The organism is Candidatus Aquicultor sp., from assembly GCA_036504445.1.
Classification (GTDB): Bacteria; Actinomycetota; Aquicultoria; order Aquicultorales; family Aquicultoraceae; genus DASXVE01.
The window spans coordinates 17,316-43,022 of the sequence record DASXVE010000013.1; the positions used below are offsets into that span (position 1 = coordinate 17,316).

A 25,707-nucleotide genomic window follows, 5' to 3' on the forward strand; every position below is an offset into this window, starting at 1 on the left:
TACATGGTCGGCGAATACGGTAAGCCGGAACGCAGTATATATGGCTTTGTGGCTATACGGCTTCAAGCCAGGCGATAGCATGCCACCTTTTTAGTGTATAGAATCCTAGTGTTTATTTAAAGACCAACGGCAGTTTGTCTTGAGAAATCGTCTTCGGTAGAGAATTAAAAACGGGGGAATAATAACACGTGGTGCAATATCTCATCATGGCAGGTGGTCACTATATCAGCGATATCATGGCAGTATCTCGTTGCCGGTTTTCTGGTCTTTCACGGTATCGGCCATGTAGCAGGTTTCTGGGTTGCAAGTGGTGCTTCACGTCTTGTTAATCGTCTTGACGATACCACGATAAAAACGCTTGGGGGCATGCTGTGGTTGGTAGCTCTTGGCGGCTTCGTTGCTGCTGGTCTTGGTGTGCTAGATATCGGATCAACACACGAAGCCTGGCGCGACCTGGCCATCGCCGCCTCGCTCATCTCAATGCTTACGATGGTTCTCTTCACCCGTTTGTCGCTGTTTGGCGCATTCCTGGCAGATATTGTTATTATAGTGGCGCTTGTTTGGCTGCAGTGGCCGTCTGACGTGCTGATCGGCCGGTAGGATGTTATGTGGGCAAACAGGCTGTGCTAGCTTACCAGATTGAGGTCATCCGAAGGCTGATCGGTGGCAACAAAAATCTCTACCCTGTTTTTCCCGTTGTGTTTTGCTGTATAAAGCGCATTGTCTGCACTCTTGATCAGCATGTCTTTTGAAGTTGCACCGCTTGGGTACGTTGCAACACCAATTGAGATAGTAAGTTTGCCTGATGGTTGGTTCTCTTCGCTCTCAAACTTCGCAAGCTCGGCCCCGAGACCTATTCTGACCGCTTCATTGGCAAGCAGTACCTCATAATCTTTGTTAACCAACATGACGTGAAAGGGGACCGAATCTAGTATGCCGTGGATCTCCGATCCGATAGGTAGCGGCAACATTACACGATATCGGTAAAATATATGTACCGGCTGAGATTTTAAGCAAGCCGAGTAAGCTTACCGAGATGGAGTTTAATATTATCAAGACCCACTCATCGCACGGTTGATATTTTGCGCACTATTGAATTCCCCTGGCCGATCGCACAGATCGTGCTGCGGCATCATGAGCGAATCAATGGTTCGGGATATCCGCACGGCTTACAAGAGAACGAAATTCTTGTAGAAGCAAAAATACTAGCGGTTGCCAATGTTGTCGAGGCAATGGCCTCTCACCGACCGTACCGTCCAAGTTTAGGGCTTAATTGTGCGCTCGATGAAATCGCGCAAAACAGGGGCATTCTCTATAATCCCGAGCTGGTTGATGCATGTTTAATGCTTTTTAAGAAAAGCGAAATCTGTTTTGACCAGGTAGCGGTATAACCCTCTCCACAGGAACCTGCCTGCCGCTCATAAAACCTCTTTTCGTATTGTTAACTGCATTATTACGGTGTTGCATAATTAATCGTTCTTTGAAAGCCGCATAAAGAACGATTAATTATGCAACACCGTAGAAGTATTACTAAATCTAGCATTAGGATAAGCTGCTAGCAAGCAAAAGCCTCGGCGCTACCATTAAGTTCACAACAAAAATTGCTTTGTCGATGATCTTTCCGGGCTAGAAGATAGCGGATGGCCTTCGTATACCTCTTGAGAGCGACCTTCTCATTTTACACTCAAATATTTAAAGTGCCCATTGATTGTGTAACAATAGCAAGCATGAAGGTTCTATTACACACAAAACGCTCAGCAGATAGCACGGATTTATTATCGTGGCAATCACATATAGCGCTGTTAGCAACGCTTCTTATGGGAACTATTGCGCGAATATACCACCTCAGTACGGCCAGCCTCTGGTTTGATGAAGCGTTCTCCGTGCGCGTATCGAGCATGAGCTTTACCAACATGCTGCAAGAGATTATCCGCACCGATTTCAATCCGCCACTGCACTTTATCATTTTGCATTACTGGATGAAGCTCTTCGGCAACTCGGAAGCTTCGATACGGTGCTTGTCAGCGATATTTGGCATCGCCGCAGTGTATATGATGTATCGGCTGGGCAAATACCTCTTCAACAAAGAGATTGGCATTATGAGTGCCCTACTGTTAGCCTTATCAAGACCTAATATCTATTTTTCTCAAGAGGCGCGCGGGTATAGCCTGATGCTCTTTTTGACTTTGATGTCTTTCTATTTTCTCTTTCGACTTATCGATAAAAGGACCACCTCTTCCTCTGTTCTTTATTTGTTATCGAGCGCGCTTCTGTTATACACGCATATGTTCGGTGTGTTGATCGTAGTTACACAAACGGTATATCTAGTATTCAAGGCTGTGTTGTATGATCTCAAACACGATCGACGCTTCATACAGTGGTTGGTTCGCGCTTGGCCAATCTACCAGATGATATTACTCGTAGCATATGCGCCGTGGGTTATGGTATATATTCATAAACTCACAGAGGCACGGTCGATGGCACAGCAACCTCTAGGCTGGACGCTTGAACAACCCTCACTTGCAATGCTTTCTACGATTTCAACCAAGCTGGCGGGATCTTCGTGGTTGCTAATAGCGATTATTGCCTGCATTGTACTGGCGGCACTATCAATGGGTCTGGGTAGGCTAAGCCCCTCGCATCGTTATTCTATACTAACCGGGCGTTTCATATCTAATGGCTTAGATAGCGCATGGGTTGATAACGAAAGATTGCTTTTGTTGTTGATGTGGTTTCTCGCGCCTATCCTACTTGCGGCCGTGGTGTCCATAACTTTTGTGCCCATCATTCACTATAAATATTTGCTTGGAATAACGCCCGCGCTCTACCTGCTAACCGCCGTAGGGACTCAGAGCGTGAAGCCTGTAGCAGCCAAAACAGCGATCGTTGTGATTATTGTGGCGCTTTCTCTCGTTAATATTTGGGGCTACTACACGACGCCCACCAAGCCGGACTGGCGAAGTGTTGTGGCTAGCATAGAAAGGCGTGCTGCGGCCGGTGAGTTAGTCGTTGTCTCGCCGGCTCCCAATATTGAGAACGGCTTCAGCTATTATTTGAAGCGAACGGATCTAGTAGTTGCGCCATTCCCAAAACAAGGGATGTTAAGCGACACGCAAAGGACAGATGAATTGAGGGCTGTAGTAAAAAGCAATCGGGATTTCTGGGTGGTCGTACTTATAGCTCACGGTGAGAACGGGCTTATCGGAAACCGAATGGCGCTAACCCAAATACTGAAGTCCAATTATCACATTGCCGATAGAACGGATTTTGACGGTATCGAGCTCTACCACTGTCAACAGAGGTAGAAGGAATTGTAATAGCCAAAGGGCTCTCTATATCAAGATTTAAATACGTTTTGGGATAAATCGAAACATTACGGGGACGAATAAAAATTCAAAAAGAACAACAAGGTCACTGTTTCTTAAAATTATCATCAGATTATCATCAAAAAAGGGCAACAAGATCGTTAAGCCCCTAATAAAATTTGTCTAGTAGGAGCATCTGTACTTGTTGCCAACTGTTTTTACAGTTACATTATTATTGTCCTTGAAGCGTCTCTGCGGCTTTCATAGCGCCACTTTCTTTTGCTTCTTCCGCAGTGCTATTAACTTGCACTGCTGGCGCTACAGTTTGGTTTTTAATTCCCAGATACGCATCTACTGTTTTCACGTCCAAGCCCAAGCTGCTGGCAATCTGGGACGCCGTCTGTCCCGCATGTTTTAGAGCGCGGGCTTGTGCTGCCGTTGAAATATGCACTGTATCTTTGTTTTCCTGAGTCTTTTGCGGCTGTGGGGTCGGTGTTTTAGCCTGAGTCACGTTAGGCTGTTTCGCTGCGGCTTGTGCCACTGCGCTGGACCCCGAAGAATTAATTCCTAGAGCTGAAGTTGTCATTTCATTACCTCCTTTTTTGATAGTATCGGCACACTACTAGATTATCTACACACATTCCACAATTTAGCACCAATCTGTTGGCTTGTCACAATGGTTGGTGTGCTGGCTTCCGTTTTATATGGAGGTACTCCCGAAGTTACTGGGCAAAATTAAAAACCCCGGCATTTCTACCAGGGATTTTCTTTCAAGTGTGGAGGATAACGGGCTCGAACCGATGACCTCCTGCGTGCAAGGCAGGCGCTCTCCCAACTGAGCTAATCCCCCAAGTATTTAATTATGCGAGCTGGCCTAATTGGCTCGTCGCACTTGAACATTCTATAGTATTTCGCGGCAAACTTCAACTTTTGCATGAAAAACAGTAGTGTTGTGTTTTAGTTCATCAAAAACCGCTTATCAAAATTAAGCGCTACCATAGCGCGATTTCGGTGTTTTATTTCAGGATCTCGGCGGGGGTTTCTTTTACTAGCCGCCGCGCGGCTTCGAAGCCGATGATTTTGGTAACGATGGCAAGCGCAGCGGTAAAGTCAGGTATACGACGCGTAGCCGAGTGCGCATCCGAGGCGATAATATCGACAAAGCCGAGGTTTAGCAGCTCGAGTGCGACATCGCGGCTCTGCCTCCCAAGTTCACCAGAAATACTGTTTGAGTTGACCTGGACCATACATCCTATCGCAATATATTTCTCAATCCGCCGCGGTTTTTGCTGGATATCATAGATGCGCTCGCAATGCGCTAAAATGGGCACCCAATCATCCAGGCGCAACTGGAAGATGATATCTTCCGCAAAAAAAGGAATGCCGTCAAACGGGAACTCTAAGAGAATATATTTACTGTTGGCAAGCGGCAATGCGCGACCGTCTTTGAGCTGAGCGGGAAGATCCGGGTCGATGCGAAGCTCCATGCCGGGGTATAGTGTAACCGGCACCCGTGCCGCTTTGAGCGCTTCAACCACTGCGTTGAAAGCCGCCTTGACCACACTGACCGGTTCGTGGTGGAAATCGTTGTGGTGCGGCGTCGTAACGATATGAGTGATGCCGTGCTCAAGAGCGACTCGGGCCACATCGACAGCTCCATCAACCGTAGCGGGCCCATCATCAAGCCCCGGCAGAATATGGTTATGCGTATCAATAAAGCCTTCCAAGCCTCTCGCCTCCAGCTCTCAGCGGCACAGTAGTCTGCTTCTTACCTGTCAAACACGGGCGCCAAAGCACATGTATATTCCCGTTGTGTCAAAAGCAAAAAACCGGCTTGAAGCCGGTTCTGGTGGGCCTAGCTGGAGTCGAACCAGCCACCTCACCCTTATCAGGGGTGCGCTCTAACCTACTGAGCTATAGGCCCATATCCTTTAATTATAGCACAACCAACACTTGTTCGTGTTTGCCGCGCCAGGTACATATTGTACACGGCCGTGTTTAAAATTTCAAGGATCTTCAGGTGCTTGAAGCACAGTATGTGGCTAATAACTTGCTGAAGCAAGCGCCTGGGTGCCGGTGGGTTTGTAATCGACAAACGCCGTACGATACTGCCGGGCAGTGTTGCTTAACCCGTTAAAACTTTGCTATTGTTGGCATATAGATGTTGGCAACACTTTTGGCGGTGATACTTTGTTTGAAATGGAAGTCCACGGCGTCAATCTAGACGTGCTCACAAACCAGCCGGTCATTATATTAAAAGACACGCAAGCTAATCGCTACCTCCCTATCTGGATAGGGCAGTTCGAGGCAACGGCGATCCTGATGGAGATCCAAGGGATACATCCGTCCCGACCTCTTACTCACGACCTATTAAAGACGGTTATAGACTCGCTGAGTGCCACGGTTACAAGCGTTCTGATCAGCGACTTAAAAGAGGGCACCTTCTATGCACAGATACGGCTTGCCGCCGATGGTAATAGCCTATCGGTCGACGCACGACCCAGTGATGCAATAGCGCTGGCGGTACGAACCAATGTGCCGATCTATGCTGACGCCGATGTGCTTGAGCAAGCGGCCATCGTCAACGATTCGGGCGAAGAAGAAGAGGTCGAACGCTTCCGTGAGTTTCTTGAGAACGTAAAACCGGAAGACTTTAGAGAGTAAATTAGAACTTAATTTCTCCCATAACGTTCATGTGTTTGATGGTTCCGCGAGGGATAATGTGAAAATCATTGTGGCGATAGCCTCGACCGTGATTTGTTAGGTCATAGTCCTGCACAAGAACAACATAATCTTCGGTTTCTTGCCACACGAGGCCTACGGTAATTTTGGAGAGCCGAAATATTTCGAAGTCATCGGGGATCTCGACACGAGAGTACGCGGTAATATCTTCCCACCACACTGCTGCAATTTTTTTAATCTGGATATCTTCTTCGGGAAATTCCAGTTCTTCGTCTAAATGAAACGACTCGGGTTCGGGCGAATACGTTGCTTCTGAAACAGCTTTTCCCCTAAGGTTCGATGGTTGATTCTCCACGCGCACGTCTCCTTTTACTTTCAACACTGTAGCTTTCTGAGGTGTGACTGTTAACGTCCCTGGGAAAATTCTAAACCGTCCCAATACCTAATGTCAAACATTTTTGTTAAGATACGCCTGGTCATGGGCATAATTGCTTAGTAACTGACAGCTTGTTTGTGTGCTTATTTGCTTAGTAAGAGACCGGCCGCATTGCTCAAATGAGCCTTACATGTTTTATCTACGATATGGTCGGGAATAAAAATGGTGCACTGCAAAACAGATGTATAAGCCCGATATGGGTGGTATAAGACCAGCGGGAAGGCGGTTTCAAGGTATGCAGATAACCAGAATGACTGTCGATGAGACGCCGGTTATTGAGGTTGGGGGGCAGATTGATCTCAGTAATTGCCATCAACTTCATGATGCAATCAGCGAAGAAGTCGCCGCGGGGAACTTCTTTATAGTTGTAAATCTCAATAAGATTAGTTATATAGACAGCTCATGCCTCGGGGTCTTGCTTGGGGGGTTAGAGCGGGTCAAAAAACGGGGCGGAACGCTTGCTATTGTCGGGAACTCACTCGTTGATAGAGTGCTCACACTGACCGGTTTAACACGAATATTTCCCTTTCACTCCTCCGTCCACGAAGCAATCGGTAATTTGAAAAAAGCAAAGGCAGCTAGGTAAAAAGTCATGAAGGCCCTTGATCTTCACCCCTGGCAGGTCACACCTACAGAAGCGGCAGAAATTCAAAAACGTCTGCGCGCCCGTATTCACATCAAACCGGCCGATATTACTAAAGTCCGCTATGTGGCAGGCGCGGATGTATCGTATTCCCGCGGCTCCAATGAAATCTACGCCGTCGCGGTTGTTTTCTCGTTCCCCGATCTAAGGCTGGTAGAAGAGCACGGCGCAGTTAAAACCACTAACTTTCCATATATCCCGGGGTTTTTAACGTTTCGCGAGGGCCCGGCCGTGCTCGCCGCTTTCGAACAGGTTGAAACCGTCCCCGATGTAATTATTTTCGATGGCCAAGGTATCGCGCACCCCCGCGGTTTTGGTATCGCTTCACATATCGGCGTACTGCTCGAAACACCTTCTGTTGGTTGTGCAAAATCGCTACTTACAGGCACATATAGCGAGCCAAGTAATGATCGCGGTGAAACCAGCTCGCTCACGAAGGGCGACCGGCAGATCGGGGCGGTACTTCGCACCAGGAAAGATGTAGCGCCGGTATTCGTCTCAATCGGTAACGATATCGACCTACCAAGCGCGGTGGATGTCGTACTGGCGTGCGCGCCGTGCTACCGCTTGCCGGAGCCGATTCGACGGGCCCACAATCTCTCAAACGGACTACGTGTGAGGAGCGCCAAAAACCTCGGGTGATATGGCGTCCTCGGGAAGATCTTGCGTGTGAATTGATTGAATTGTATAGAGTGGATAAATAATTTCACCCCGGTCTATCAGGTCAACTCGCACTAAGCTCTCTAACGGCTCACCGATAGTTATGCTCTCAGCCAAAAATTGCCGCTCCTCACCATTTGTTAAGATTATGGTTGAGATTAACATATACGCCTCCGGTATCATGAAACCAGTTGATAGAAGCATTATTCCCGATTGTTTAATTATTAAAAACACTTGTGTGATAAGCAGTAGGGGTTCTATTTATATCTTATTTATCCTTTAAGAACACCGAGGGGGCGCATCCGTGCGACCTTGCGGGCGATTCCGGTTGCGTGGCATACCTCAACAACTTTGCTTACGTTTTTGTATGCCAGTGGGGCTTCTTCTGCAAGTAAGCTCATATTGCCTGCAATGACTGTTATGCCGCGCTTCTTAAGTTCTTTTTGAAGTTCCTGGCTTTGCACCTGCTTTTTAGCCTGACTGCGGCTTAATTGCCTGCCCGCGCCGTGACACGCCGAGCCGAAAGTCTGCTTCATTGCAGCCTCGGTGCCACAGAGCACATAGGATTCGCTTCCCATATCCCCCGGCACAAGAACCGGTTGGCCGGTGTCACGATACGATTGCGGTACAAGTGGGTTTCCCGGGGCAAAAGCGCGCGTTGCCCCTTTACGGTGGACGCAAACGCGCTTGATCGAGCCATCAACCTCGTGCTCTTCAAATTTGGCGATATTGTGGGTCACATCGTAGAGAAGCCGCATTCCCAGCGATTCGGCGCTTTGTTTAAGAACGCGTTCGAACGACTCGCGCACCCAGTGTGACAGCACTTGGCGGTTAACAAACGCATAGTTGACGGCGCACGCCATTGCCGCATAATATTCTCTTCCCTCTTTAGAGTTGACCGGGGCACAGCTGAGCTGGCGATCGGGTAGGTCGGTGCCGAGCCGCTTTACCACGCCCTCCATGACCCGGATGTAATCGGTGCAAACCTGGTGGCCGACGCCGCGAGAGCCGGAGTGAACCATGACGACGAGTTGTCCTGGAAATAGCCCGAACACACCGGCGGTATGCTGCTCGAAAATTTCGACGACTTCTTGGATTTCAAGAAAATGATTGCCGGCGCCAAGCGTGCCGACCTGGTCGACGCCGCGCTCATAGACGCGACCGCTTACAATTTCAGGGTCGGCTCCGGCAAGACAGCCGTTTTCTTCGGTGTGCTCGATATCCTCGGGCCAGCCGTAACCGTGTGTAACCGCCCACTTTGAACCGTTAACCATAAGACGTGCCATTTCTTTTTGATTCAAGCGAATCTTACCGCGGCTTCCCACACCTTTAGGCACCGAGCGCGCGAGTTCTACCGTTAACGCCTCCGTATATTGTGCGACATCCGCGGCGAGAATCTCCGTCTTAATCAGGCGCACGCCGCAGTTGATATCAAAACCGACCCCGCCCGGTGAAATCGAGCCGTTCTCGGCATCCATAGCCGCAATACCGCCGATCGGAAAACCGTAGCCCCAGTGGATGTCGGGCACTGCTATCGACGCCTTAAGTATGCCGGGCAGCATCGCCACATTGGCAACTTGCTCGAGTGCTTTATCCTCGTTGGCTTTTAATAATAATTCTTTGCTCGCGTACACGATGCCGGGAACGCGCATACCGGTTTTGTACTCAACCGGTATCTTCCAGGTGTATTCGGAGAGCTGCTCTAATTGTTCAAAAATGTCAGCCATTATGACCTCGATTACTATTTACTGCCGCGCTCGGTTATTGCCCGGGTGAAGTAAATATAGGAGTTTTACAACAACCCTGCAACTAATACAGGAAAATTATCCGGGAGCGATTACACGTCAAAAATGACTTGGGCGGACCAGATACCATCGGTGTACTCGACTTTAAGCATGTGGTAGCTCGTAGCCTTGATCTGGGTTTTTATCTGGTGACGGCCGAGATCCAGCGGCTCGCCGTAGGCGATGGCCCGCAAGCGGTGTTCCTCGTCCCAGTCGACGATGTTGACGCGTTTAAAAACCTTATAGCGCACCTCAAACTGGTAAAGGAGCTCGTTGAGCCATTCGACAAGTAAGTCCTCTCTATCCTCGGCTTCGATTTCGATCTCCTCAGATAGAGAGGACTTTACATTATCAAGGTCTGTTATAAGGCTGAACATGCCGACGGCAATGTTCTCAAACACTTCTTTCAGCGTATGACCATAGGCACGCAAACCAACATCAGCTGTGTGATCTAGAATTTCAAATGCTTGCATGAGCTCCCCGGAAAGAAGCGCTTCTACCCTATTCTGCTACTTCCACTTCTACTCCATTGCCATCGCCGTCGTCTTTTTCAACAACCAGGGCAACGGCACTTACGGTGTCGTTATCATTAAGATTCATAATCCTGACACCCTGGGTATTTCTACCCATCTGGGAAATCTGTTTAACCCGCATCCTGATAATTATGCCTTCGCTTGAGATCACCAGTAACTCGTGGTTTTCCTGGACCATCTTGGCGGCGGCGATTTGCCCGCGCCTCGATGTGTCTTTAAGCGTTTTTACACCTCGCCCGCCGCGACCTTGCAGCGGGTAATTACTCATCGGCGTGCGCTTTCCAAAACCGTTTTCGGTCACGATAAGGAAATCGGATTCATCTCGAGCGATTTCTATCGCAAGCACTTCGTCCTCGTCGCCGAGCGTCATTCCTTTAACGCCGGTTGCAGTACGGCCCATCGGGCGCACATCGGTTTCGCGGAAGCGAATCGACATGCCGGCTTTCGATACCAGAATGATATCGTCGGAGCCCCGGGTGATTTTCACGCCGATAAGCTCGTCGTCCTCACGCATGGTTATCGCCAGGATGCCGTCACGACGTGAGCTATTGTACTCGACAAACGGTGTTTTCTTTGCGATGCCGTTTTTGGTGGCCATGATGAGATATTGATCGCTCTCAAATACTTTTGTTGAAATAACGGCGGCGATTTTCTCGTCCGCGGTAAACGGCAACAAGTTCACGACTGCTTGGCCGCGGGCCGTCCGGCTTGCGAGCGGCAGTTCATGCACCTTCAATTTATATACCTTACCCTTATTCGAGAAGAATAAGATGTAATTATGTGTCGATGCGATGAAGAGGTGCTCGATAAAGTCGCCCTCTTTGAGGTTCGCCCCGGCGACACCCTTGCCGCCCCGCGCCTGTCCCTTGTAGGTTGTGGCCGGCAGGCGTTTTACGTAGCCTGAGTGGCTTATGGTGATTACCATATCCTCTTCGGCGATCAAATCCTCGATTTCAATCTCGGTCGCCGCAGAAGTGATCTGACTGCGCCGTGCGTCCGCATATTTATTGCGAACCTCGGTGAGTTCGTCCTTGATGATACCAAGGAGCACTTGTTCGCTCTCCAAGATGCTTCTGAGATATTTAATGCGCGCAAGCAACTCTTTGTGCTCGTCGATGAGTTTTTGCCTCTCAAGAGCAGCTAAGGCCCGCAAGCGCATCTCAAGAATTGCCGATGCTTGAATTTCTGAGAGCTCAAAGCGCTCCATAAGGCGCCCTCTCGCTACATCGACCGTCTTCGAGGAGCGGATAATCTCGATAACCTCATCGAGATTATCGAGCGCTATAAGTAGGCCTTCGACAACATGAAGCCGGTCTTCGGCTTTCTTGAGTTCGAACTTGGTGCGCCTGGTCACAACATCTTTTTGGTGCTCGATATAATATTTGAGCACTTGTGGTAGCGTCAAAACGCGCGGCACACCATCGACGAGCGCGAGCATGATTACACCAAAGCTCGTCTCGAGCTGGGTGTGTTTATAGAGCTTATTAAGCACTACCTGCGAAATCGCGTCGCGCTTAAGCTCGATAACCAGTCGCATGCCGGAGCGATCGCTCTCGTCACGAAGGTCGGATATTTCTGTTATCTTTTTGTCGCGCACGAGTTCGGCTATTTTCTCGGTCAGCCGAGCTTTATTGACCTGGTACGGTATCTCGGAAATTATGATCCGCTGTTTACCCTGCTTGGTCTGCTCGGCGTGGGCTTTACCGCGAATTTTAATCGAGCCGCGCCCTGTCTCGTATGCTTCCCTAATGCCGGTTCGACCCATAATGATGCCGCCGGTTGGAAAATCGGGGCCTTTGACGTGCTGCATGAGATCGGCGACTGTGCTCTCCGGATTATCGATCATCGCAATAACCGCGTCGATTACCTCACCTAAATTATGCGGTGGAATATTGGTCGCCATACCAACAGCGATACCGGATGCGCCGTTGACTAAAAGGTTTGGATAACGGCTGGGAAGTACGATTGGCTCTTCGAGTGTCTCATCGAAGTTCAGCGTAAAATCGATGGTATCCTTATCGATATCGCGCAGCATTTCCGCTGCAAGCTTCGAAAGCCGTGCCTCGGTATAACGCATTGCGGCGGCCGAGTCGCCATCGACCGAGCCGAAGTTGCCGTGGCCGTCGATCAGCTCGTAGCGCATCGAGAAATTCTGAGCCATCCGCACCAGTGAATCATATACCGCCGAGTCGCCGTGCGGGTGATACTTACCCAACACTTCTCCGACGATACGGGCGCATTTCTTATATTGGCTGCCCGGGCGCATACCCATGTCGTGCATCGCGTACAAGATACGCCGGTGCACCGGTTTTAATCCGTCGCGGACATCGGGAAGTGCACGACCAACGATGACGCTCATCGCATAATCGATATATGAACTTCTCAGTTCATCTTCAATTTCAATTGTTTCTACTCTGCCTGCTAAGGCTTCGACCATCTTGTATTACTCCTTCTGGGGCCGGCAGGAAGCCGGCCAAAATTAACTATAATATTAAAACAGTATTCGCATAAGCGTTGTTGGTGGCGGCCGCACGACGTCACCACGGGTACTGCTTAATTATATATCGAGGAAGCGCACGTCTTTCGCGTGCTTCATGATGAAGTCGCGGCGCGGCTCGACCTTGTCCCCCATAAGAATCGAGAACATCTCGTCGGCTACAACGGCGTCTTCCATATTTACCTTCATCAACGTACGCTTCTCCGGGTTCATGGTGGTTTCCCATAACTGCTCGGGGTTCATCTCACCAAGACCTTTATAGCGCTGTACGTTGGGGCTTTTGTTTAGTTTTATGAGGTATTCCTCGAGTTCACGATCTTTGTAGAAATATTTTGTCAGGCCATCGTGTGTGACTTTATAAAGCGGCGGCTGCGCGATATAGATGTAGCCGGACTCGATCATCGGCAGCATGTAGCGATAGAAGAACGTTAGAATCAGGGTTCTAATATGGCTGCCGTCGACATCGGCGTCGGTCATAATAATAACCCGGTGGTACCGGGAACCGCTTATGTCGAATTCCTCGCCGATACCGGTTCCGAGCGCCGTTATGATGGCCAATATCTCCTCGGATGAGAGAATCTTGTTCAGCCGCGCTTTCTCGACATTTAAGATTTTACCTTTGAGCGGCAAAATCGCCTGGAAACTTCGATCTCTCGCCTGCTTCGCACTACCACCCGCTGAATCGCCCTCGACGAGATAAATCTCGGAGAGCGATGGGTCGGTGAGCGAACAATCCGCTAATTTACCGGGTAGCGACGTGCTTTCAAGTAGACTTTTCCTGCGGGTGAGTTCGCGTGCTTTTCTCGCAGCGAGCCGTGCCCGGGCCGCATCGATAACCTTATTAACGATAATCTTTGCCGTCTGCGGGTCTTCTTCTAAAAATTCATCGAGCCGTTTTGATACCGTTGACTCGACGAGGCCGCGCATCTCGGTATTGCCGAGTTTAGTTTTGGTCTGGCCTTCAAACTGCGGCTCGCGCAGCTTAACGCTTACGATTGCCGTTAATCCCTCGCGAATATCTTCACCGGAGAGATTTTCTTCTTTTTCTTTCAGTAAACCCTTTTTGCGGGCGTAATCGTTGATCGTACGCGTGAGCGCCGAGCGAAAACCCGCAAGGTGTGTGCCGCCCTCGTGCGTGTTGATGTTGTTTGCAAAGGTAAACACGCTCTCCGCATAACTGGTGTTGTACTGCATGGCGACTTCGACTTCGTTGCTGCCGTCGTTATTGTCAAAATAGATGACTTTTCGATGCAGCGGCTCTTTTGTTGAATTCAAGTGCTTGACGAAATCAATAATGCCGCCGGAATACTTGTATTCTATGATTTCATGCGGCTCGACACGCTCGTCGGTCAGTTCTATGCGTAAGTCTTTATTGAGAAACGCCATCTCGCGCATGCGCTGCCGGATCGTGTCAAAGCTAAAGTCGACTTCCTCAAAAATGGTCGGGTCGGGGTAAAACGTAATTGTCGTACCGGTCGCCTTTGATGTACCGGCTTCCTCGACTTCTGTTACCGGCTTACCGTGTTCATATGTTTGCCGGTAGACCTTACCGTCGAGGCACACCTCGGCCGTCAGTTTCTCGGATAATGCGTTTACAACCGAAACGCCGACGCCGTGCAAACCGCCGGATACCTTATATCCTTCACCGCCGAACTTACCGCCGGCGTGTAGGACGGTTAAAACGATCTCGAGCGCCGATTTTTTATATTTCGGGATAATGCCGACCGGGATTCCGCGGCCGTCGTCGACAACCTCGACGCTATTTCCCTCTTTTATTTTAACCGTAATATTCTTACAGTATCCGGCAAGCGCCTCGTCGATACTGTTATCCACAATTTCATAGACGAGGTGGTGTAGGCCACGTGGGCCCGTGCTGCCGATATACATGCCCGGACGTTTTCGTACCGCCTCTAATCCTTCTAATACTGTGATGTCTTTAGCGGTATATGCTACACTCACTAAATCTCCCTCTTTTCCTTTTCTGACCGGTTTTGTACGCAAAGAAACGGCCATAAAAGCCGTTTGCATAACTAAAACATTATAGCATATTTAGTGAATTTGTGCTGAAAAAATCCATCCGTTAGCCGCCTTGCGCACGCCATCGCTTAAGCTTTTTATCCTTTTCCGCAAGCCGTTTCAGGCGGTCGCGGAGCTCGTCTTCCGGCAGCTCATCCACTATGTCGTCGATAAAATCCTGCTCGTCATCGGAGAGCTTAACCGCGGCAAGCGGCGGCGCGTCTTTCATCTCGGGCTCTGCCTGTGTAGCAGGTTCGGTTTGCCGGCATGTGAAGCGGATCTCGCGCACAACCTGCTCGCCAATTGCGGCATTTATTTTGCGGCGAATATTGCCTTCGAGCGCCTTTAATTCTTGCGACCACGCGGGGCTTTTTGTCGCCACATATAGCACGCCTGAGCGGATGCGCAGCGGGCGGGCGCATTCGCATACCGGGCGCCCGACAATCTCATCCCAAACGGAAAGGGCTTTTAGCTCGGTAAATTTTCCGGCAAGCGGTCCGCCCCTTTCCAACTCATCGAAAGCATCGCTTAATCGCTTCATTTATTTAATCCTCATAATATGGGCCTGGCCGATATCGATTTCGGTTATATATTCCGCATTTGTGCTTGTTATAATAACCTGAACGCCGTCGTTAATTTGTTTAAGAAGCGCGCGTCGCCGTGATTGGTCGAGCTCCGAGAGAACGTCGTCTAAGAGCAGGACCGGCTCCTCCCCCGCTCGCTCGTGCACAATCAACATTTCGGCGATTTTCAGCGCCAGTGCGGTAGAGCGTTGCTCTCCCTGCGATCCGAACGAGCGCAGATCGACGGTGTTTGCATACATACCGACGTCATCGCGGTGCGGCCCGACCAGCGTTATCCCCCGCTCGATTTCGTGTTTTCTTCGCTCTTCTAGTGAAGATTTAAAGCGCTCGGTAATTTCATCAAGTGTGTTGTGATCGGTTAACAGCTGATTCTCGTACGTTAATGAAAACACCATATCACCGTCGGCGATATTTTTATACGCCTCGGCTGCGTGCTCTTCAAGTGTTGAAATTAGGGCGCGCCGCGCCGCAATCAATTTAATACCCGCGGGAATGAGTTGTTGGTCCCAATAGTCGAGCACATCTTGTTTCATGCGCCCGGCCGCTATTTTTTTAAGCAACATATTCCGCTGCTTTAGTATTTTTCCGTAGTGCCCACGCCAGTATCCATAATCCGGTTTGATTTTTTCAAGAACTTCATCAAGGTATGCGCGCCGGTATTCCGGCATTTCCTTCACGATTTTGAGGTGGTCTGGGGTAAAAAGAACCGTTAAAAGGGGCCTTTGTACCCCTTTCCCTTGCCGATAACTAACGCCGTTTACTTTAACCTGTTTTGTGCCGGTTTTGAAAATTGTCGTTTCGGCCGCGACCTCGCGGTCGCTCCGCGATACCGCCGCTTTTACGTGTGCAAATTCTTCGCCCCATTTTACCAGGTCTTGATTCGTGGTTGTGCGGTATGAACGGCCGTTTTCAAGCACATAAATTGACTCCAATAAATTTGTTTTCCCGGCGGCATTTTGGCCGACAACAAAATTTAAGCCGGGTTCAAGCTCGCTCGCAAATTCGCTATAATTTCTATAATTTCGAAGTTGAATTTCCTTTATGCGCATAACAATATTGTAAACTATCTGGGCGTGAAGCGTGAGGGAAAGCACGCGCCGGGCGTGTTGATAGGCGAAGATATATAAAGCTAGCGGGATTTGTGTTTATTGCTGTATTGAAACTTCTATACTCTCACCATCAATGGTGACAATATCACCGTCTTTAACTTTGTAGCCGCGCCGCAGCTCGGTCTTACCGTTTACCGCGACGGCTCCGTCCTGTATCTCGAGTTTAGCTTCTCCGCCACTGCCGACAAGATCGGCCAGCTTTAAGAGCTGCTCCAGCTTTGTGCCGGGCGTAACCGTGATGTTTCTCATGAAAAAGCCGCCTTTAGCCGATGCGCACCGGCATCGCTAAGTAGATGAAGTCTTGTGCACTTCCCGGGCGCAATATTCCGGGTTTTAACGGGTTAATAAGTTCTAAAAGCACCTCGTCGTCGGTTATCGAATTAAGCCCGTCGATAAGGTATTGCGCGTTAAAAGCAATTTCCATCGCGCTACCGCTCATATCTGCGGTAATGCTTTCGCTTGCCGAGCCGATATCTGCGGTAATCGCCGATAGCTGTACTGCCCCCTCGCCGAGTTTTATCTTTACAAGCGCGTTGTTTTGCGCCAGCAGAGCAACTCTGCGCAGCGCGTGCGCGAACTCTTCTTTGTTGATTTTTACCCGAAGATCGCAACTCTCCGGCAATAATTGTTGATATGGTATGAAATTTCCTTCGATGAGGCGCGAGACAATCGTGGTATTACCGGCGGTAAAGTGAATCTGGTTTTGTGTAATCCCGATTTGCAGAGGAATATCACCGCTAATTTTTGCAATCTCATCCATACAGCGCGCCGGGACGATTACACTAACGCCGCTTACGACAACACCGTCAACCGCCGCTTCATATACGGATAGCCGGTAGCTATCGGTCGAAACCATTTTAAGTCTACCCTTGTCGAGAACAACCAGGATGCCGCAGAGAACCGGCCGCGTCTCGTCTTTTGAAACGGCGCGAATCACCTGTTTGATTGCTGTCGTTAATTTATTACTTGGAAGCGTTACGGTTTTCTCTTCTTTAAGCTCCGGAAACTTCGGAAAATCCTCGGCCGGCATGGTTTTAATATCAAACGCCGAACTTCCACAAATCAGGCGAATAATGTTGCTCTTTGTATCGATATCGATATCCACCCGACCATCCGGAAGGTTCTTTACTATATCGCTAAGAAGACGTGCCGGAACAACAACGCGCTCTTCCACGTCGCTTTTTACAATAATCCGGTGCCTGATGGAAAGTTCGAGATCTGTTGCATACAGATCGATGTGATCGCGCTCAACAGAAAGCAGCACCCCCGTGAGAACGGGAAGGATACTTTTTGCCGACACCGCTCTTTGAATTGATTGTATGGCGCTATGTAAATCACTTTGCGCTATTGAGATTTTCACATGTCCTCCTTATTAATATGTAATTAATAATTGTTTAGTAATAGTAATAAGTGGTGTTCAATCTGTTAATAACCACTAAGCCAGCACGTTATTGCTATCGAGAGCTTGTTAAGAAACCCTATGAACAAATTGTGTAAAATGTGGAGCGATTAGATCATCCACAGATATACACATAGTTTTACACAGCTTTTACGTCTTCTGTTTGATGCGGTTTGTTAATTCTTGAACCTGATTATAAACGTCTCTTTGTTTATTAATCATCTGCGCGACTTTATTATTCGCATACATAACCGTTGTGTGGTCGCGACCACCGAACTCCTCGCCGATCTTGGGTAGCGACAAATCGGTGAGCTCGCGCGCTAAATACATTGCGATCTGCCGCGGGTAGACGACGGATTGCGAGCGTTTGTTGCCGGTGAGCTGGGCTTTAGAAAGGTTAAAGTACCGGCAGACCTCTGATTGAATTGTCTGAATCGATATTGGGCGGCTTGCCCTGTTTGGAAAAATATCTTTTAAAACATCTTCCGCCAACGTGAGGTTGATCGGTGTCTTTGTTAAGGATGAAAATGCGACGATGCGAATCAATGCCCCTTCAAGCTCGCGGATGTTTGATTGAATCTTTGATGCGATAAATTCAAGAACGTCTTTTTGTATCGTCAATTTTTCAAGCTGCGCTTTTTTAGAGAGAATAGCGATTCGTGTTTCAAGGTCGGGTGGTTGGATATCGGTGATTAATCCCCACTCAAAACGCGAGCGCAACCGGTCTTCAAGCGTTGCGATATCTTTAGGCGGACGGTCGCTCGATAAGACGATCTGTTTATTGGCGCTGTGAAGCGTATTAAACGTGTGGAAAAACTCCTCCTGCATCCCCTCTTTGTGTTCGAGAAACTGGATATCATCAACGAGCAAAATATCGTTGTCCCGGTAGCGCTTCTTAAAACCGGAAATTTTGTCTTTATCGCGGATCGAGGCGACAAAATCGTTTAAGAACTTCTCGCACGAGACGTAGTTAATCTTAAGCGATGGATGATGGTTAAGTGAATAGTGAGCGATCGCCTGCAAAAGATGGGTCTTTCCCAACCCGACACCGCCGTAGATAAACAACGGGTTATATGCTTTTGAGGGGGTTTCCGCCACAGCGAGCGCGGCCGCGTGTGCGAAACGGTTACTGCTTCCAATAACGAACGACTCAAAGGTATATTTGGGATTAAGCAGGGTTTGCTGCACTTTATAGTCGCTTTTGAGGGGCTGGGCCTTCTCTTGCGGAATTACCAGCTGCTCCTCTGTTTCATCCACAACCACCTTTATATGGATTTCCTCACCGAGTACCTGAAAGAGCGCATCGGTAATCAAACTGTTATAGCGGGATTCGAGCCATTCTTTTGCAAATGCATTCGGCGTGTTAATGATAATCGTGTCACCCTCAAAAGACTGCGGCGTCGTATGCTCAAACCAGGCCTTATATGTGGGCGTGTTGAGTTGCTTTTTTATTATTTTAAGGGCTTGCGCCCAGATAATTTCGAGTTGATTTTGCACAACAGTTCACCTATTATGGCCTGAGTATCTCGTCTAAGAATTCTGTACCTGCCGGTGTGAGGACCCTCTTGCCTTGCTCGTCAGAGTATATTAAGGATTTTTCTTCCAAGTATATCAAATCTCTGTATGCGGTGCTAAGGCTAATGCTGAGTTCTTGTGCAATCTTCGACGGACCGACACAGCCGAGTTCCATAATGAGGAACAAAACCTGCTGCTGTCGTTTGTTTAGGTCGACCGATTGTATATCTTGTGGGCGTGGGATGTTTACAGACGCTGTCGCTTGACTTGGAATTTTCAGCGTAATAACCGTTCCCTGGTTGAGATTATCCTCAATAGTGATTGCGCCGCCGAGAAATGAGAGCGCTTCTTTTGTGATGGGCAGGCCGGAGCCAACACCTTTTATATACCGTTTCATATTGGCCGTGGCGGTAGAGAATCCCGGCTCGAACGCCTTTTCTTTTTGTTTAATACCAGGCCCCTGATCGGAGATGCGGATAGTATTGCCGCCATCAAACACACTAACCACAACTTCTGTAAAATAGGCGTGGATTAAATTCTCGATGATTTCGCGAAGCACGGTATACGGCATATTTCCACCGATTTCTTTGGCCGCCTGGTACGTTTTTGTGGCCAGCGCATCTATAAGACCCTGATAGTCTTCAGCATCAAGTTCGTGGACGCGAGGCGCCGCCCTGAGCGAATCATACACTGCAAGACGTGCCATAATCCGCGCCACACCGGTATTGGCGGTTTGCGCACGTTGTATCACACGCCGGTCGTGCTCCACCCCGTCTTGGTGGGCAACCTCGCGGTCGTGCTCTAAATTTTCGACAAATCGTTGAAAGTAGTTTTCCATCTGTATTTCCACTATATCAGGAATTAAGTTATCCCCAAAGTTATTAACAGTCTGTGGATAAAATAATAAACCAATGGGTATGAATTTTACACCGGGTTTTCGTGATGAAAAACAAACCGCTATCTTTTCGTGCGTAAATTGGAAAGCCAATGATAATATTCTGCCAGCAATTTTATAGAAGTTATCCACAGAACTTTCCACATGTGTGGAAAAGTCGCAAAAATTGCGAAAACCGGACGGTCATAATCATAACAGACGTGGAGAAACCCAGAAATTTACTTCCAACAAACCCAAAATTTTTTCACGGCTGAAGCTGACCTGTGGAAAACTACCGCGATCAATTTTCGCGGTCGGACGCGCATCGCGTTTTACACACGAAAAGGGTCGAACACACAGGTGAGGTACTTAAATATTTTTTATACTATAATGACCTGCTGGTTTATGCGATAATAAGGGCTCGGATGCCCTGTGCGCTCGCCCTTATATTCCTACTAATACACGGTGTATTCAAAAATATAAAACGGCGAATTGAAGTTATTCACATTATCCACAGGTCGGGCACCCCGGCGGGTATACTGGTTTTCTTGACAGTGCTGATGAGCAACAATATAATAATTGCTGTTCTTTTAATATAAGGAGATGACATGAAGAGGACGTTTCAGCCTAATAATAGGAAGAGAAAAAAGACCCACGGCTTTAGAATTAGAATGCGGACGCGCTCCGGCCGCAAGATTATTGCAAACCGCCGTCGGAAAAACCGCGAACGCCTTTCTGCTTAACCGATATGCGCCGGGAGCAGCGCTTAACAGCGGCGAAAGACTATCAAGAGGTATATAAGGCCGGCACATCGAAGGCCAACAGAGACCTCGTAGTCTATTTCATGCGACGGGACGGAGGTACGCTGCGCATCGGTTTTTCGGTATCAAGGAAAGTGGGATCTGCGGTTACTCGTAATAGAATACGCAGGCTTCTGAAAGAAGCAATCCGCGGTAACGCAGCGAATATTAAAAAGGGTTATGATGTTGTTATCATAGCGAGGCAGCCAATCAAGGGAAAGTCTTTTCACGAGGTTGAAAAGACTTTTATTGATATTTTCGCAAAGGCAGGGCTTATAAATAAAGATCATGAAACAGATTGCGATAGCGCTGATTAAAATATACCAAAAAGCAATATCACCACTAACACCACCATCGTGTAGGTTTTATCCGACGTGCTCGCATTATGCCCTCCAAGCGATAGAGAAACATGGATTAATAAAAGGCGGGGTCATGGCCACAGGCCGCGTGTTACGCTGCCACCCGTTCTCTCCGGGAGGATACGATCCAGTAAAATAGATAAGGAGGAACAAGCTTGCTACAGCCCATTATAGATGTGCTTGCGAGCATCTTAACGTTTTTGCACAACAATGTGGTGTCGGATTATGGTGTCGCCATCATACTGCTGACTGTGTTAGTGCGAATAGTTATATTGCCGCTGACAGTGCGTCAGACACAGCAAATGTACGAGATGCAGCGGTTACAGCCGAAACTGCGTGAACTGCAGGACAAATACAAAGACAACAAGGAAAAACTTCAGCAAGAAATGATGAAGTTTTATTCGGAGCACAAAGTAAACCCGCTAGGCGGATGTTTGCCGCTGATCCTGCAGCTTCCGATATTTTATGCGCTATTTCGGATGCTAAGTGTAAACAAAGCAATTTTGGCTTCAACATCACTCGGGTTCTTTCAATTAGGGCTTGCGCCGAGCAAGAGCTATGCTATGGGGTTTATGCCGTTTATCCCATATCTGATACTAATACTTCTCTTAGCGGCCACCACCTATATACCGCAGCGGATGATGACGACCGACCCACAACAGCAAAAAATGGGCCTCTATATGATGCCTATCATGGTTATCTTTGGTTGGAGCCTACCAGCCGGGGTCCTAGTATATTGGGTGACAACAAATATTTGGACAATTGGACAGCAATATGTGATGGTCCGGCTCGCGTCAACAAAAGCGGAGGTTAAAAATGGCGAGAACAATTGAAACCGAGGGCGGCACGGTCGAGGAAGCAATCCAGACGGCGCTCAGCGAACTCGGCGTCGATCGCTCACAAGTCGAGATAGAGACACTCGAAGAAGAGAAAAAAGGCTTCTTTGGGAGGGGCGGCGGTAAAGCTAGGGTAAGAGCGACTATTGCCGAGGATGAACATATGGCTGAAACCGAAAAGAGTGAGAAGCAAAGCGACGCCGACCGCTCACAAAATGAAAGCGGGCTTGATAAAGCGGTCGCACTGATTGCAGACATTATGCACACATCACACGTAAGCGGTGACATTGTAGTTGTTGAGGGCGAGGATGTGGTGCAGATCAATATCTCGGGGAGCGACCCAGGGGTACTCATCGGCAAGCACGGCGAAACACTTGCCGCAATTCAAACCATTGTAAATGTGGTGTTGAAAAAAGCCGGTACCGATAAGAAAGTTATTATCGATGTAGAGGGCTACCGTCAGCGCCGTGCCGAAGCACTGACCGAGACAGCGCGAATCGCCGCGACCAAGGCGCTTCGCATGGGGCGTGCAGTAGCGTTGGAGCCGATGAACTCATATGATAGAAGAATGGTACACTTGGCGCTTCAAGATAACGACCAGGTGCACACGGTGAGCGAAGGCGAGGAGCCAAGCCGGCAAGTGGTAATTACACCAAAGGTATAATCGAAGCAGTATTACCAATATTACAAAAAACACCCGGCAAGGCTTAGCCGGGTGTTTTTTAATAAGTAAGACCATAAGCACAAATGAACATTTGTACATAAATAGTTAACAAGCGCCCGTTCATTATTAGTTAACAGCTGTTAACTAATAATGAACATACCTGCCAGTAAAATAGGTGAGTAATATGGAAGGCAAGGGGTTTTAAGCCGTGATACGGTTGTATATTAATGATACGGTTGCCGCAATTTCTACCGCAATGGGTGAGGGTGGAATCGGCATTATTCGCATCAGCGGCGACGATGCAATAAAAATTGCACAAAAGATAGTATCTTGTAGAAATACAACAGCGACAGCGCTTGAGCACAGGAAAAGCCATAGTATGTGCTTGGCCGATGTCGTCGACCCGGTGGATGGAAGCCGAGTCGACGAGGCACTTATCACGGTCATGCGTGCGCCGAATACCTATACTAAGGAAGATGTCGTCGAGATAAATTGTCATGGCGGTATTATGGCGGTGAGAAAAACACTACAACTTGCGTTAGCAGCCGGTGCACGTGCTGCCGACCCCGGTGAATTTACCAAGAGGGCGTTTCTAAACGGCCGGATCGATTTAACACAAGCAGAAGCGGTTATCGACACGATTCAGTCCCGAACGGAGATTGCGCTAAAAGCTGCCGCCGACCAGTTGGAAGGCGGGCTCTCAAACAATATAAACGAGATTGCCGAGCGTGTAGCCGACGTGCTCACACAAGTCGAAGCGGCCGTCGATTTCTCGGATGAGGACATCGAAACCCTACCGCTAACCGAGCTGCTTGATTTACTACAGAAAACCCACATTCACATCGACGAACTGCTCGCGACTGCAGTGCGCGGTCGCATGATTAAAGAGGGCATTCGCGTGGCGATCGTGGGAAGGCCCAACGTGGGTAAATCGAGCCTGCTCAACGCGTTACTCCGCCGCGAGAGGGCGATTGTTACACCGATTCCCGGAACGACGCGCGATGTTATTGAGGAAACGGTGACGGTCTCTGGAATCCCGCTTATTCTGAAGGATACCGCCGGAATCCGCGAGTCAGACGATCATATCGAACGCATCGGTGTTGAACTTACAAAGAAAGCCATGCAAACAGCCGAGCTGGTGATCTGTGTTGTTGACGGCAGCAATGATTTTACTGAAGACGATGACGCGCTTATTGGCGAGCTGCCGTGTACCCCATCGATTCTCGTTGTTAATAAGAGCGATCTTCCGCAAGCGCAAAGCGCGCGCGCAAGGTACAAGGATAACAAAATAAACGCGATCGTAGAGCTTTCGGCGTACACCGGGGACGGCATCAACCAGCTTGAGAGCGCTGTCGAAAAACTTTTATTTGACGGAGACATCGCTGCACCTGGTACCACAATCATTACAAATGCACGGCACGAACAACTTTTAGATAAAGCCCTACATGGACTCGATGAAGCGATAGCGCTTCTACGGGACGAGCAGCCGGAAGAAATTATTGCGATGATACTTCGCGACATCTTGCGCGATTTGGGTGAGATAACCGGGGAAACGGTAACCGAGGATATCTTAAGTAGGATATTTAGCCAGTTCTGCATAGGTAAGTAAACAAATAATGAACAAGATAAAAAAGCAGAAGGGCTCGTTTAGTAATGCAATGCGCCAAATGTTCTTGATACAAGAACATTTGGCATTTTATACGTAACACGCGCGTTTCACAGGAAAATGCGCCATTTAGGACGGAATAACAATGGTAGAAGACAGAATTTATGATGTAGTTGTTATCGGAGCGGGGCATGCCGGCTGTGAAGCCGCACTCGCTGCGGCGCGCATGGGTGCGGTGACGCTTCTTTTAACAATTAGCCTAGATACAATAGCAATATTGCCGTGCAACACATCAATAGGAGGGCCGGGAAGGGGCCAGCTGGTGCGTGAGATTGATGCGCTGGGTGGCGAGATGGCCCGTCGTGCGGATGCGTGCACGCTGCACTCTCGCCGGTCAAACACTGCAAAAGGGTTGGCCGTTCAAGCGCCCTTTGTTATTGTTGACAGGCGCCAATACCAACTTTCGATGAAGTTTCTACTTGAGCGCACGGAAAACTTATCTATCCGCCAAGCGTTAATTGTCGATATACGGCCGACGGATACAGGTATTGCCGTTACCTCGGCGTTCGGTGAGCGATTCGCCGGGAAAACCGTAGTTCTAACAGCGGGCACATTTCTTGGTGGCGAGATCGCTTACGGTAAGGTTCGTGAGCCGGCGGGCCGCCACGCGGAAATCGCAGCGCCGGAGCTCTCAGTGTGCTTATCGAGGTTGGGAATCAGGATGGGGCGCTTTAAAACCGGCACGTCACCCAGGATAAATGCGGCAACCACAGATGTTGCTGCCCTGGAAGTACAAGCGCCGGACCCCACGCCTGAACCATTCTCGTTCTGGACCCGGGAGTTCACACCGCAATCGTTAGTTTGCTACAAAACAAAAACAACAGAGGCAACCGGAGCGCTGGTCGTAGATAATATGGAAGCTTCGCCATTGTTTACCACAGAGGGCCGTCATACCGGCGCGCGCTATTGTCCATCAATCGAAGACCGGGTGGTTCACAGCCCTGATCGCTCCCACCATCCGATCTTCTTGCAGCCCCAAGACGATACCGGCCAGGAATACTATATCCAGGGCTTATCTACATCACTGCCGGCAGATGTGCAGGTAGACCTGGTTCACTCTATTAAAGGTTTAGAGCATGCTCGCATTATGCGACCAGGCTATGCGGTTACCTACGATTTTCTCCACCCGGATCAGCTTTCGCAAAGCTTAGAAGTAAAAACAATACCGGGATTGTTTACTGCAGGACAGGTTAACGGCACCAGCGGCTATGAGGAGGCCGCTGCCCAGGGCTTAATCGCCGGTATTAACGCCGTTCGCAAAGTGCGCTCCGAAGAGCCGTTTATCCTGGATCGCAGCCAGGCGTACATCGGTGTACTCATCGATGACCTGGTTACAAAAGGCGTA

Annotated in this window: 28 protein-coding genes and 2 tRNA genes; 13 read left to right on the forward strand and 17 right to left on the reverse strand. The window is 48.9% G+C overall.

Annotated features, from left to right (window positions below):
* Positions 1 to 213: 213 nt before the first annotated feature.
* On the forward strand, positions 214 to 600 hold the full coding sequence (locus VGK02_02700; protein ID HEY3373955.1) for a hypothetical protein: 387 nt from the start codon (positions 214 to 216) through the stop codon (positions 598 to 600).
* 26 nt (positions 601 to 626) lie between these two features.
* Here the strand turns inward: VGK02_02700 and VGK02_02705 are convergent, their stop codons facing one another.
* Positions 627 to 971 carry a diguanylate cyclase gene (locus VGK02_02705; protein ID HEY3373956.1) on the reverse strand — a complete coding sequence of 115 codons (345 nt, stop codon included), beginning with the start codon at positions 969 to 971 and terminating at the stop codon, positions 627 to 629.
* 75 nt (positions 972 to 1,046) lie between these two features.
* Between VGK02_02705 and VGK02_02710 the strand changes: the two genes are divergently transcribed.
* Both VGK02_02710 and VGK02_02715 read left to right on the forward strand, forming a co-directional pair.
* Positions 1,047 to 1,391, forward strand: a complete 345-nt coding sequence (locus VGK02_02710) for an HD domain-containing phosphohydrolase (GenBank protein ID HEY3373957.1) — start codon at positions 1,047 to 1,049, stop codon at positions 1,389 to 1,391.
* Between the two features lie 336 nt (positions 1,392 to 1,727).
* Entirely contained in the window at positions 1,728 to 3,305 is a 1,578-nt protein-coding gene (locus VGK02_02715) for a glycosyltransferase family 39 protein (protein HEY3373958.1), read from the forward strand.
* Between the two features lie 232 nt (positions 3,306 to 3,537).
* On the opposite strand, the gene VGK02_02720 is transcribed toward VGK02_02715, so the two are convergent.
* From VGK02_02720 to VGK02_02735, 4 genes are all read right to left on the reverse strand, one after another.
* Positions 3,538 to 3,891 (reverse strand): hypothetical protein, encoded by a 354-nt coding sequence (locus tag VGK02_02720; protein HEY3373959.1) that lies wholly within the window; start codon positions 3,889 to 3,891, stop codon positions 3,538 to 3,540.
* A 191-nt stretch (positions 3,892 to 4,082) separates the two neighbouring features.
* Positions 4,083 to 4,155: transfer RNA gene (locus VGK02_02725), tRNA-Ala, on the reverse strand.
* A 166-nt stretch (positions 4,156 to 4,321) separates the two neighbouring features.
* Positions 4,322 to 5,032, reverse strand: coding sequence for a CpsB/CapC family capsule biosynthesis tyrosine phosphatase (locus VGK02_02730; GenBank protein ID HEY3373960.1), 711 nt, complete (start codon positions 5,030 to 5,032; stop codon positions 4,322 to 4,324).
* A 120-nt stretch (positions 5,033 to 5,152) separates the two neighbouring features.
* A tRNA-Ile gene (locus tag VGK02_02735) sits at positions 5,153 to 5,229 on the reverse strand.
* Positions 5,230 to 5,504: 275 nt separating this feature from the next.
* Between VGK02_02735 and VGK02_02740 the strand changes: the two genes are divergently transcribed.
* A complete protein-coding gene (locus VGK02_02740) occupies positions 5,505 to 5,969 on the forward strand; it encodes a bifunctional nuclease family protein (protein HEY3373961.1) in 465 nt (154 codons plus the stop codon).
* Between the two features lies 1 nt (position 5,970).
* On the opposite strand, the gene VGK02_02745 is transcribed toward VGK02_02740, so the two are convergent.
* Positions 5,971 to 6,342, reverse strand: coding sequence for a hypothetical protein (locus VGK02_02745; GenBank protein ID HEY3373962.1), 372 nt, complete (start codon positions 6,340 to 6,342; stop codon positions 5,971 to 5,973).
* Positions 6,343 to 6,658: 316 nt separating this feature from the next.
* On the opposite strand from VGK02_02745, the gene VGK02_02750 reads away from it, so the two are divergent.
* Positions 6,659 to 7,009, forward strand: coding sequence for an STAS domain-containing protein (locus VGK02_02750; GenBank protein HEY3373963.1), 351 nt, complete (start codon positions 6,659 to 6,661; stop codon positions 7,007 to 7,009).
* 6 nt (positions 7,010 to 7,015) lie between these two features.
* Complete coding sequence (nfi, locus tag VGK02_02755) at positions 7,016 to 7,708, forward strand: deoxyribonuclease V (protein HEY3373964.1); 693 nt, start codon at positions 7,016 to 7,018, stop codon at positions 7,706 to 7,708.
* Here the strand turns inward: nfi and VGK02_02760 are convergent.
* The 11 genes from VGK02_02760 to VGK02_02810 all read right to left on the reverse strand — a co-directional run bounded on the left by VGK02_02760 (position 7,676) and on the right by VGK02_02810 (position 20,001).
* Positions 7,676 to 7,891 (reverse strand): hypothetical protein, encoded by a 216-nt coding sequence (locus VGK02_02760; protein ID HEY3373965.1) that lies wholly within the window; start codon positions 7,889 to 7,891, stop codon positions 7,676 to 7,678. The two genes, nfi and VGK02_02760, sit on opposite strands and share 33 nt — an antisense overlap.
* A gap of 107 nt (positions 7,892 to 7,998) precedes the next feature.
* The gene (locus tag VGK02_02765) at positions 7,999 to 9,453 is read right to left on the reverse strand and encodes an RtcB family protein (GenBank protein HEY3373966.1); all 1,455 of its coding nucleotides are present in this window, start codon (positions 9,451 to 9,453) and stop codon (positions 7,999 to 8,001) included.
* A gap of 110 nt (positions 9,454 to 9,563) precedes the next feature.
* Entirely contained in the window at positions 9,564 to 9,983 is a 420-nt protein-coding gene (locus VGK02_02770; GenBank protein HEY3373967.1) for an archease, read from the reverse strand.
* A gap of 28 nt (positions 9,984 to 10,011) precedes the next feature.
* On the reverse strand, positions 10,012 to 12,480 hold the full coding sequence (gene gyrA, locus VGK02_02775) for a DNA gyrase subunit A (protein HEY3373968.1): 2,469 nt from the start codon (positions 12,478 to 12,480) through the stop codon (positions 10,012 to 10,014).
* A gap of 120 nt (positions 12,481 to 12,600) precedes the next feature.
* Entirely contained in the window at positions 12,601 to 14,499 is a 1,899-nt protein-coding gene (gene gyrB / locus VGK02_02780; GenBank protein ID HEY3373969.1) for a DNA topoisomerase (ATP-hydrolyzing) subunit B, read from the reverse strand.
* A gap of 121 nt (positions 14,500 to 14,620) precedes the next feature.
* Complete coding sequence (locus tag VGK02_02785; GenBank protein ID HEY3373970.1) at positions 14,621 to 15,097, reverse strand: DUF721 domain-containing protein; 477 nt, start codon at positions 15,095 to 15,097, stop codon at positions 14,621 to 14,623.
* Positions 15,098 to 16,189, reverse strand: coding sequence for a DNA replication/repair protein RecF (recF, locus tag VGK02_02790; GenBank protein HEY3373971.1), 1,092 nt, complete (start codon positions 16,187 to 16,189; stop codon positions 15,098 to 15,100).
* Between the two features lie 96 nt (positions 16,190 to 16,285).
* Complete coding sequence (locus VGK02_02795) at positions 16,286 to 16,498, reverse strand: RNA-binding S4 domain-containing protein (protein ID HEY3373972.1); 213 nt, start codon at positions 16,496 to 16,498, stop codon at positions 16,286 to 16,288.
* A 13-nt stretch (positions 16,499 to 16,511) separates the two neighbouring features.
* A complete protein-coding gene (gene dnaN / locus VGK02_02800; GenBank protein HEY3373973.1) occupies positions 16,512 to 17,609 on the reverse strand; it encodes a DNA polymerase III subunit beta in 1,098 nt (365 codons plus the stop codon).
* A gap of 189 nt (positions 17,610 to 17,798) precedes the next feature.
* Entirely contained in the window at positions 17,799 to 19,145 is a 1,347-nt protein-coding gene (dnaA, locus tag VGK02_02805) for a chromosomal replication initiator protein DnaA (protein HEY3373974.1), read from the reverse strand.
* 13 nt (positions 19,146 to 19,158) lie between these two features.
* Positions 19,159 to 20,001, reverse strand: a complete 843-nt coding sequence (locus VGK02_02810) for an ATP-binding protein (GenBank protein HEY3373975.1) — start codon at positions 19,999 to 20,001, stop codon at positions 19,159 to 19,161.
* Between the two features lie 644 nt (positions 20,002 to 20,645).
* Here VGK02_02810 and rpmH point away from each other — a divergent pair.
* The 7 genes from rpmH to VGK02_02845 all read left to right on the forward strand — a co-directional run.
* Complete coding sequence (gene rpmH / locus VGK02_02815) at positions 20,646 to 20,780, forward strand: 50S ribosomal protein L34 (protein HEY3373976.1); 135 nt, start codon at positions 20,646 to 20,648, stop codon at positions 20,778 to 20,780.
* 5 nt (positions 20,781 to 20,785) lie between these two features.
* Positions 20,786 to 21,154 (forward strand): ribonuclease P protein component, encoded by a 369-nt coding sequence (rnpA, locus tag VGK02_02820; protein HEY3373977.1) that lies wholly within the window; start codon positions 20,786 to 20,788, stop codon positions 21,152 to 21,154.
* Positions 21,126 to 21,335: a membrane protein insertion efficiency factor YidD gene (gene yidD, locus VGK02_02825; GenBank protein ID HEY3373978.1), complete on the forward strand. Its 210-nt coding sequence runs from the start codon at positions 21,126 to 21,128 to the stop codon at positions 21,333 to 21,335. The genes rnpA and yidD overlap by 29 nt, the downstream gene beginning before the upstream one ends.
* 16 nt (positions 21,336 to 21,351) lie before the next feature.
* Positions 21,352 to 22,029 carry a YidC/Oxa1 family membrane protein insertase gene (locus tag VGK02_02830; GenBank protein HEY3373979.1) on the forward strand — a complete coding sequence of 226 codons (678 nt, stop codon included), beginning with the start codon at positions 21,352 to 21,354 and terminating at the stop codon, positions 22,027 to 22,029.
* Positions 22,013 to 22,696, forward strand: coding sequence for an RNA-binding cell elongation regulator Jag/EloR (jag, locus tag VGK02_02835; protein HEY3373980.1), 684 nt, complete (start codon positions 22,013 to 22,015; stop codon positions 22,694 to 22,696). Before VGK02_02830 ends, jag begins: the two co-directional genes overlap by 17 nt.
* A gap of 208 nt (positions 22,697 to 22,904) precedes the next feature.
* Complete coding sequence (gene mnmE, locus VGK02_02840; GenBank protein ID HEY3373981.1) at positions 22,905 to 24,305, forward strand: tRNA uridine-5-carboxymethylaminomethyl(34) synthesis GTPase MnmE; 1,401 nt, start codon at positions 22,905 to 22,907, stop codon at positions 24,303 to 24,305.
* Between the two features lie 142 nt (positions 24,306 to 24,447).
* Positions 24,448 to 25,707, forward strand: a 1,260-nt coding sequence (locus tag VGK02_02845; GenBank protein ID HEY3373982.1) for an FAD-dependent oxidoreductase, incomplete at its 3' end; no start/stop codon positions are given.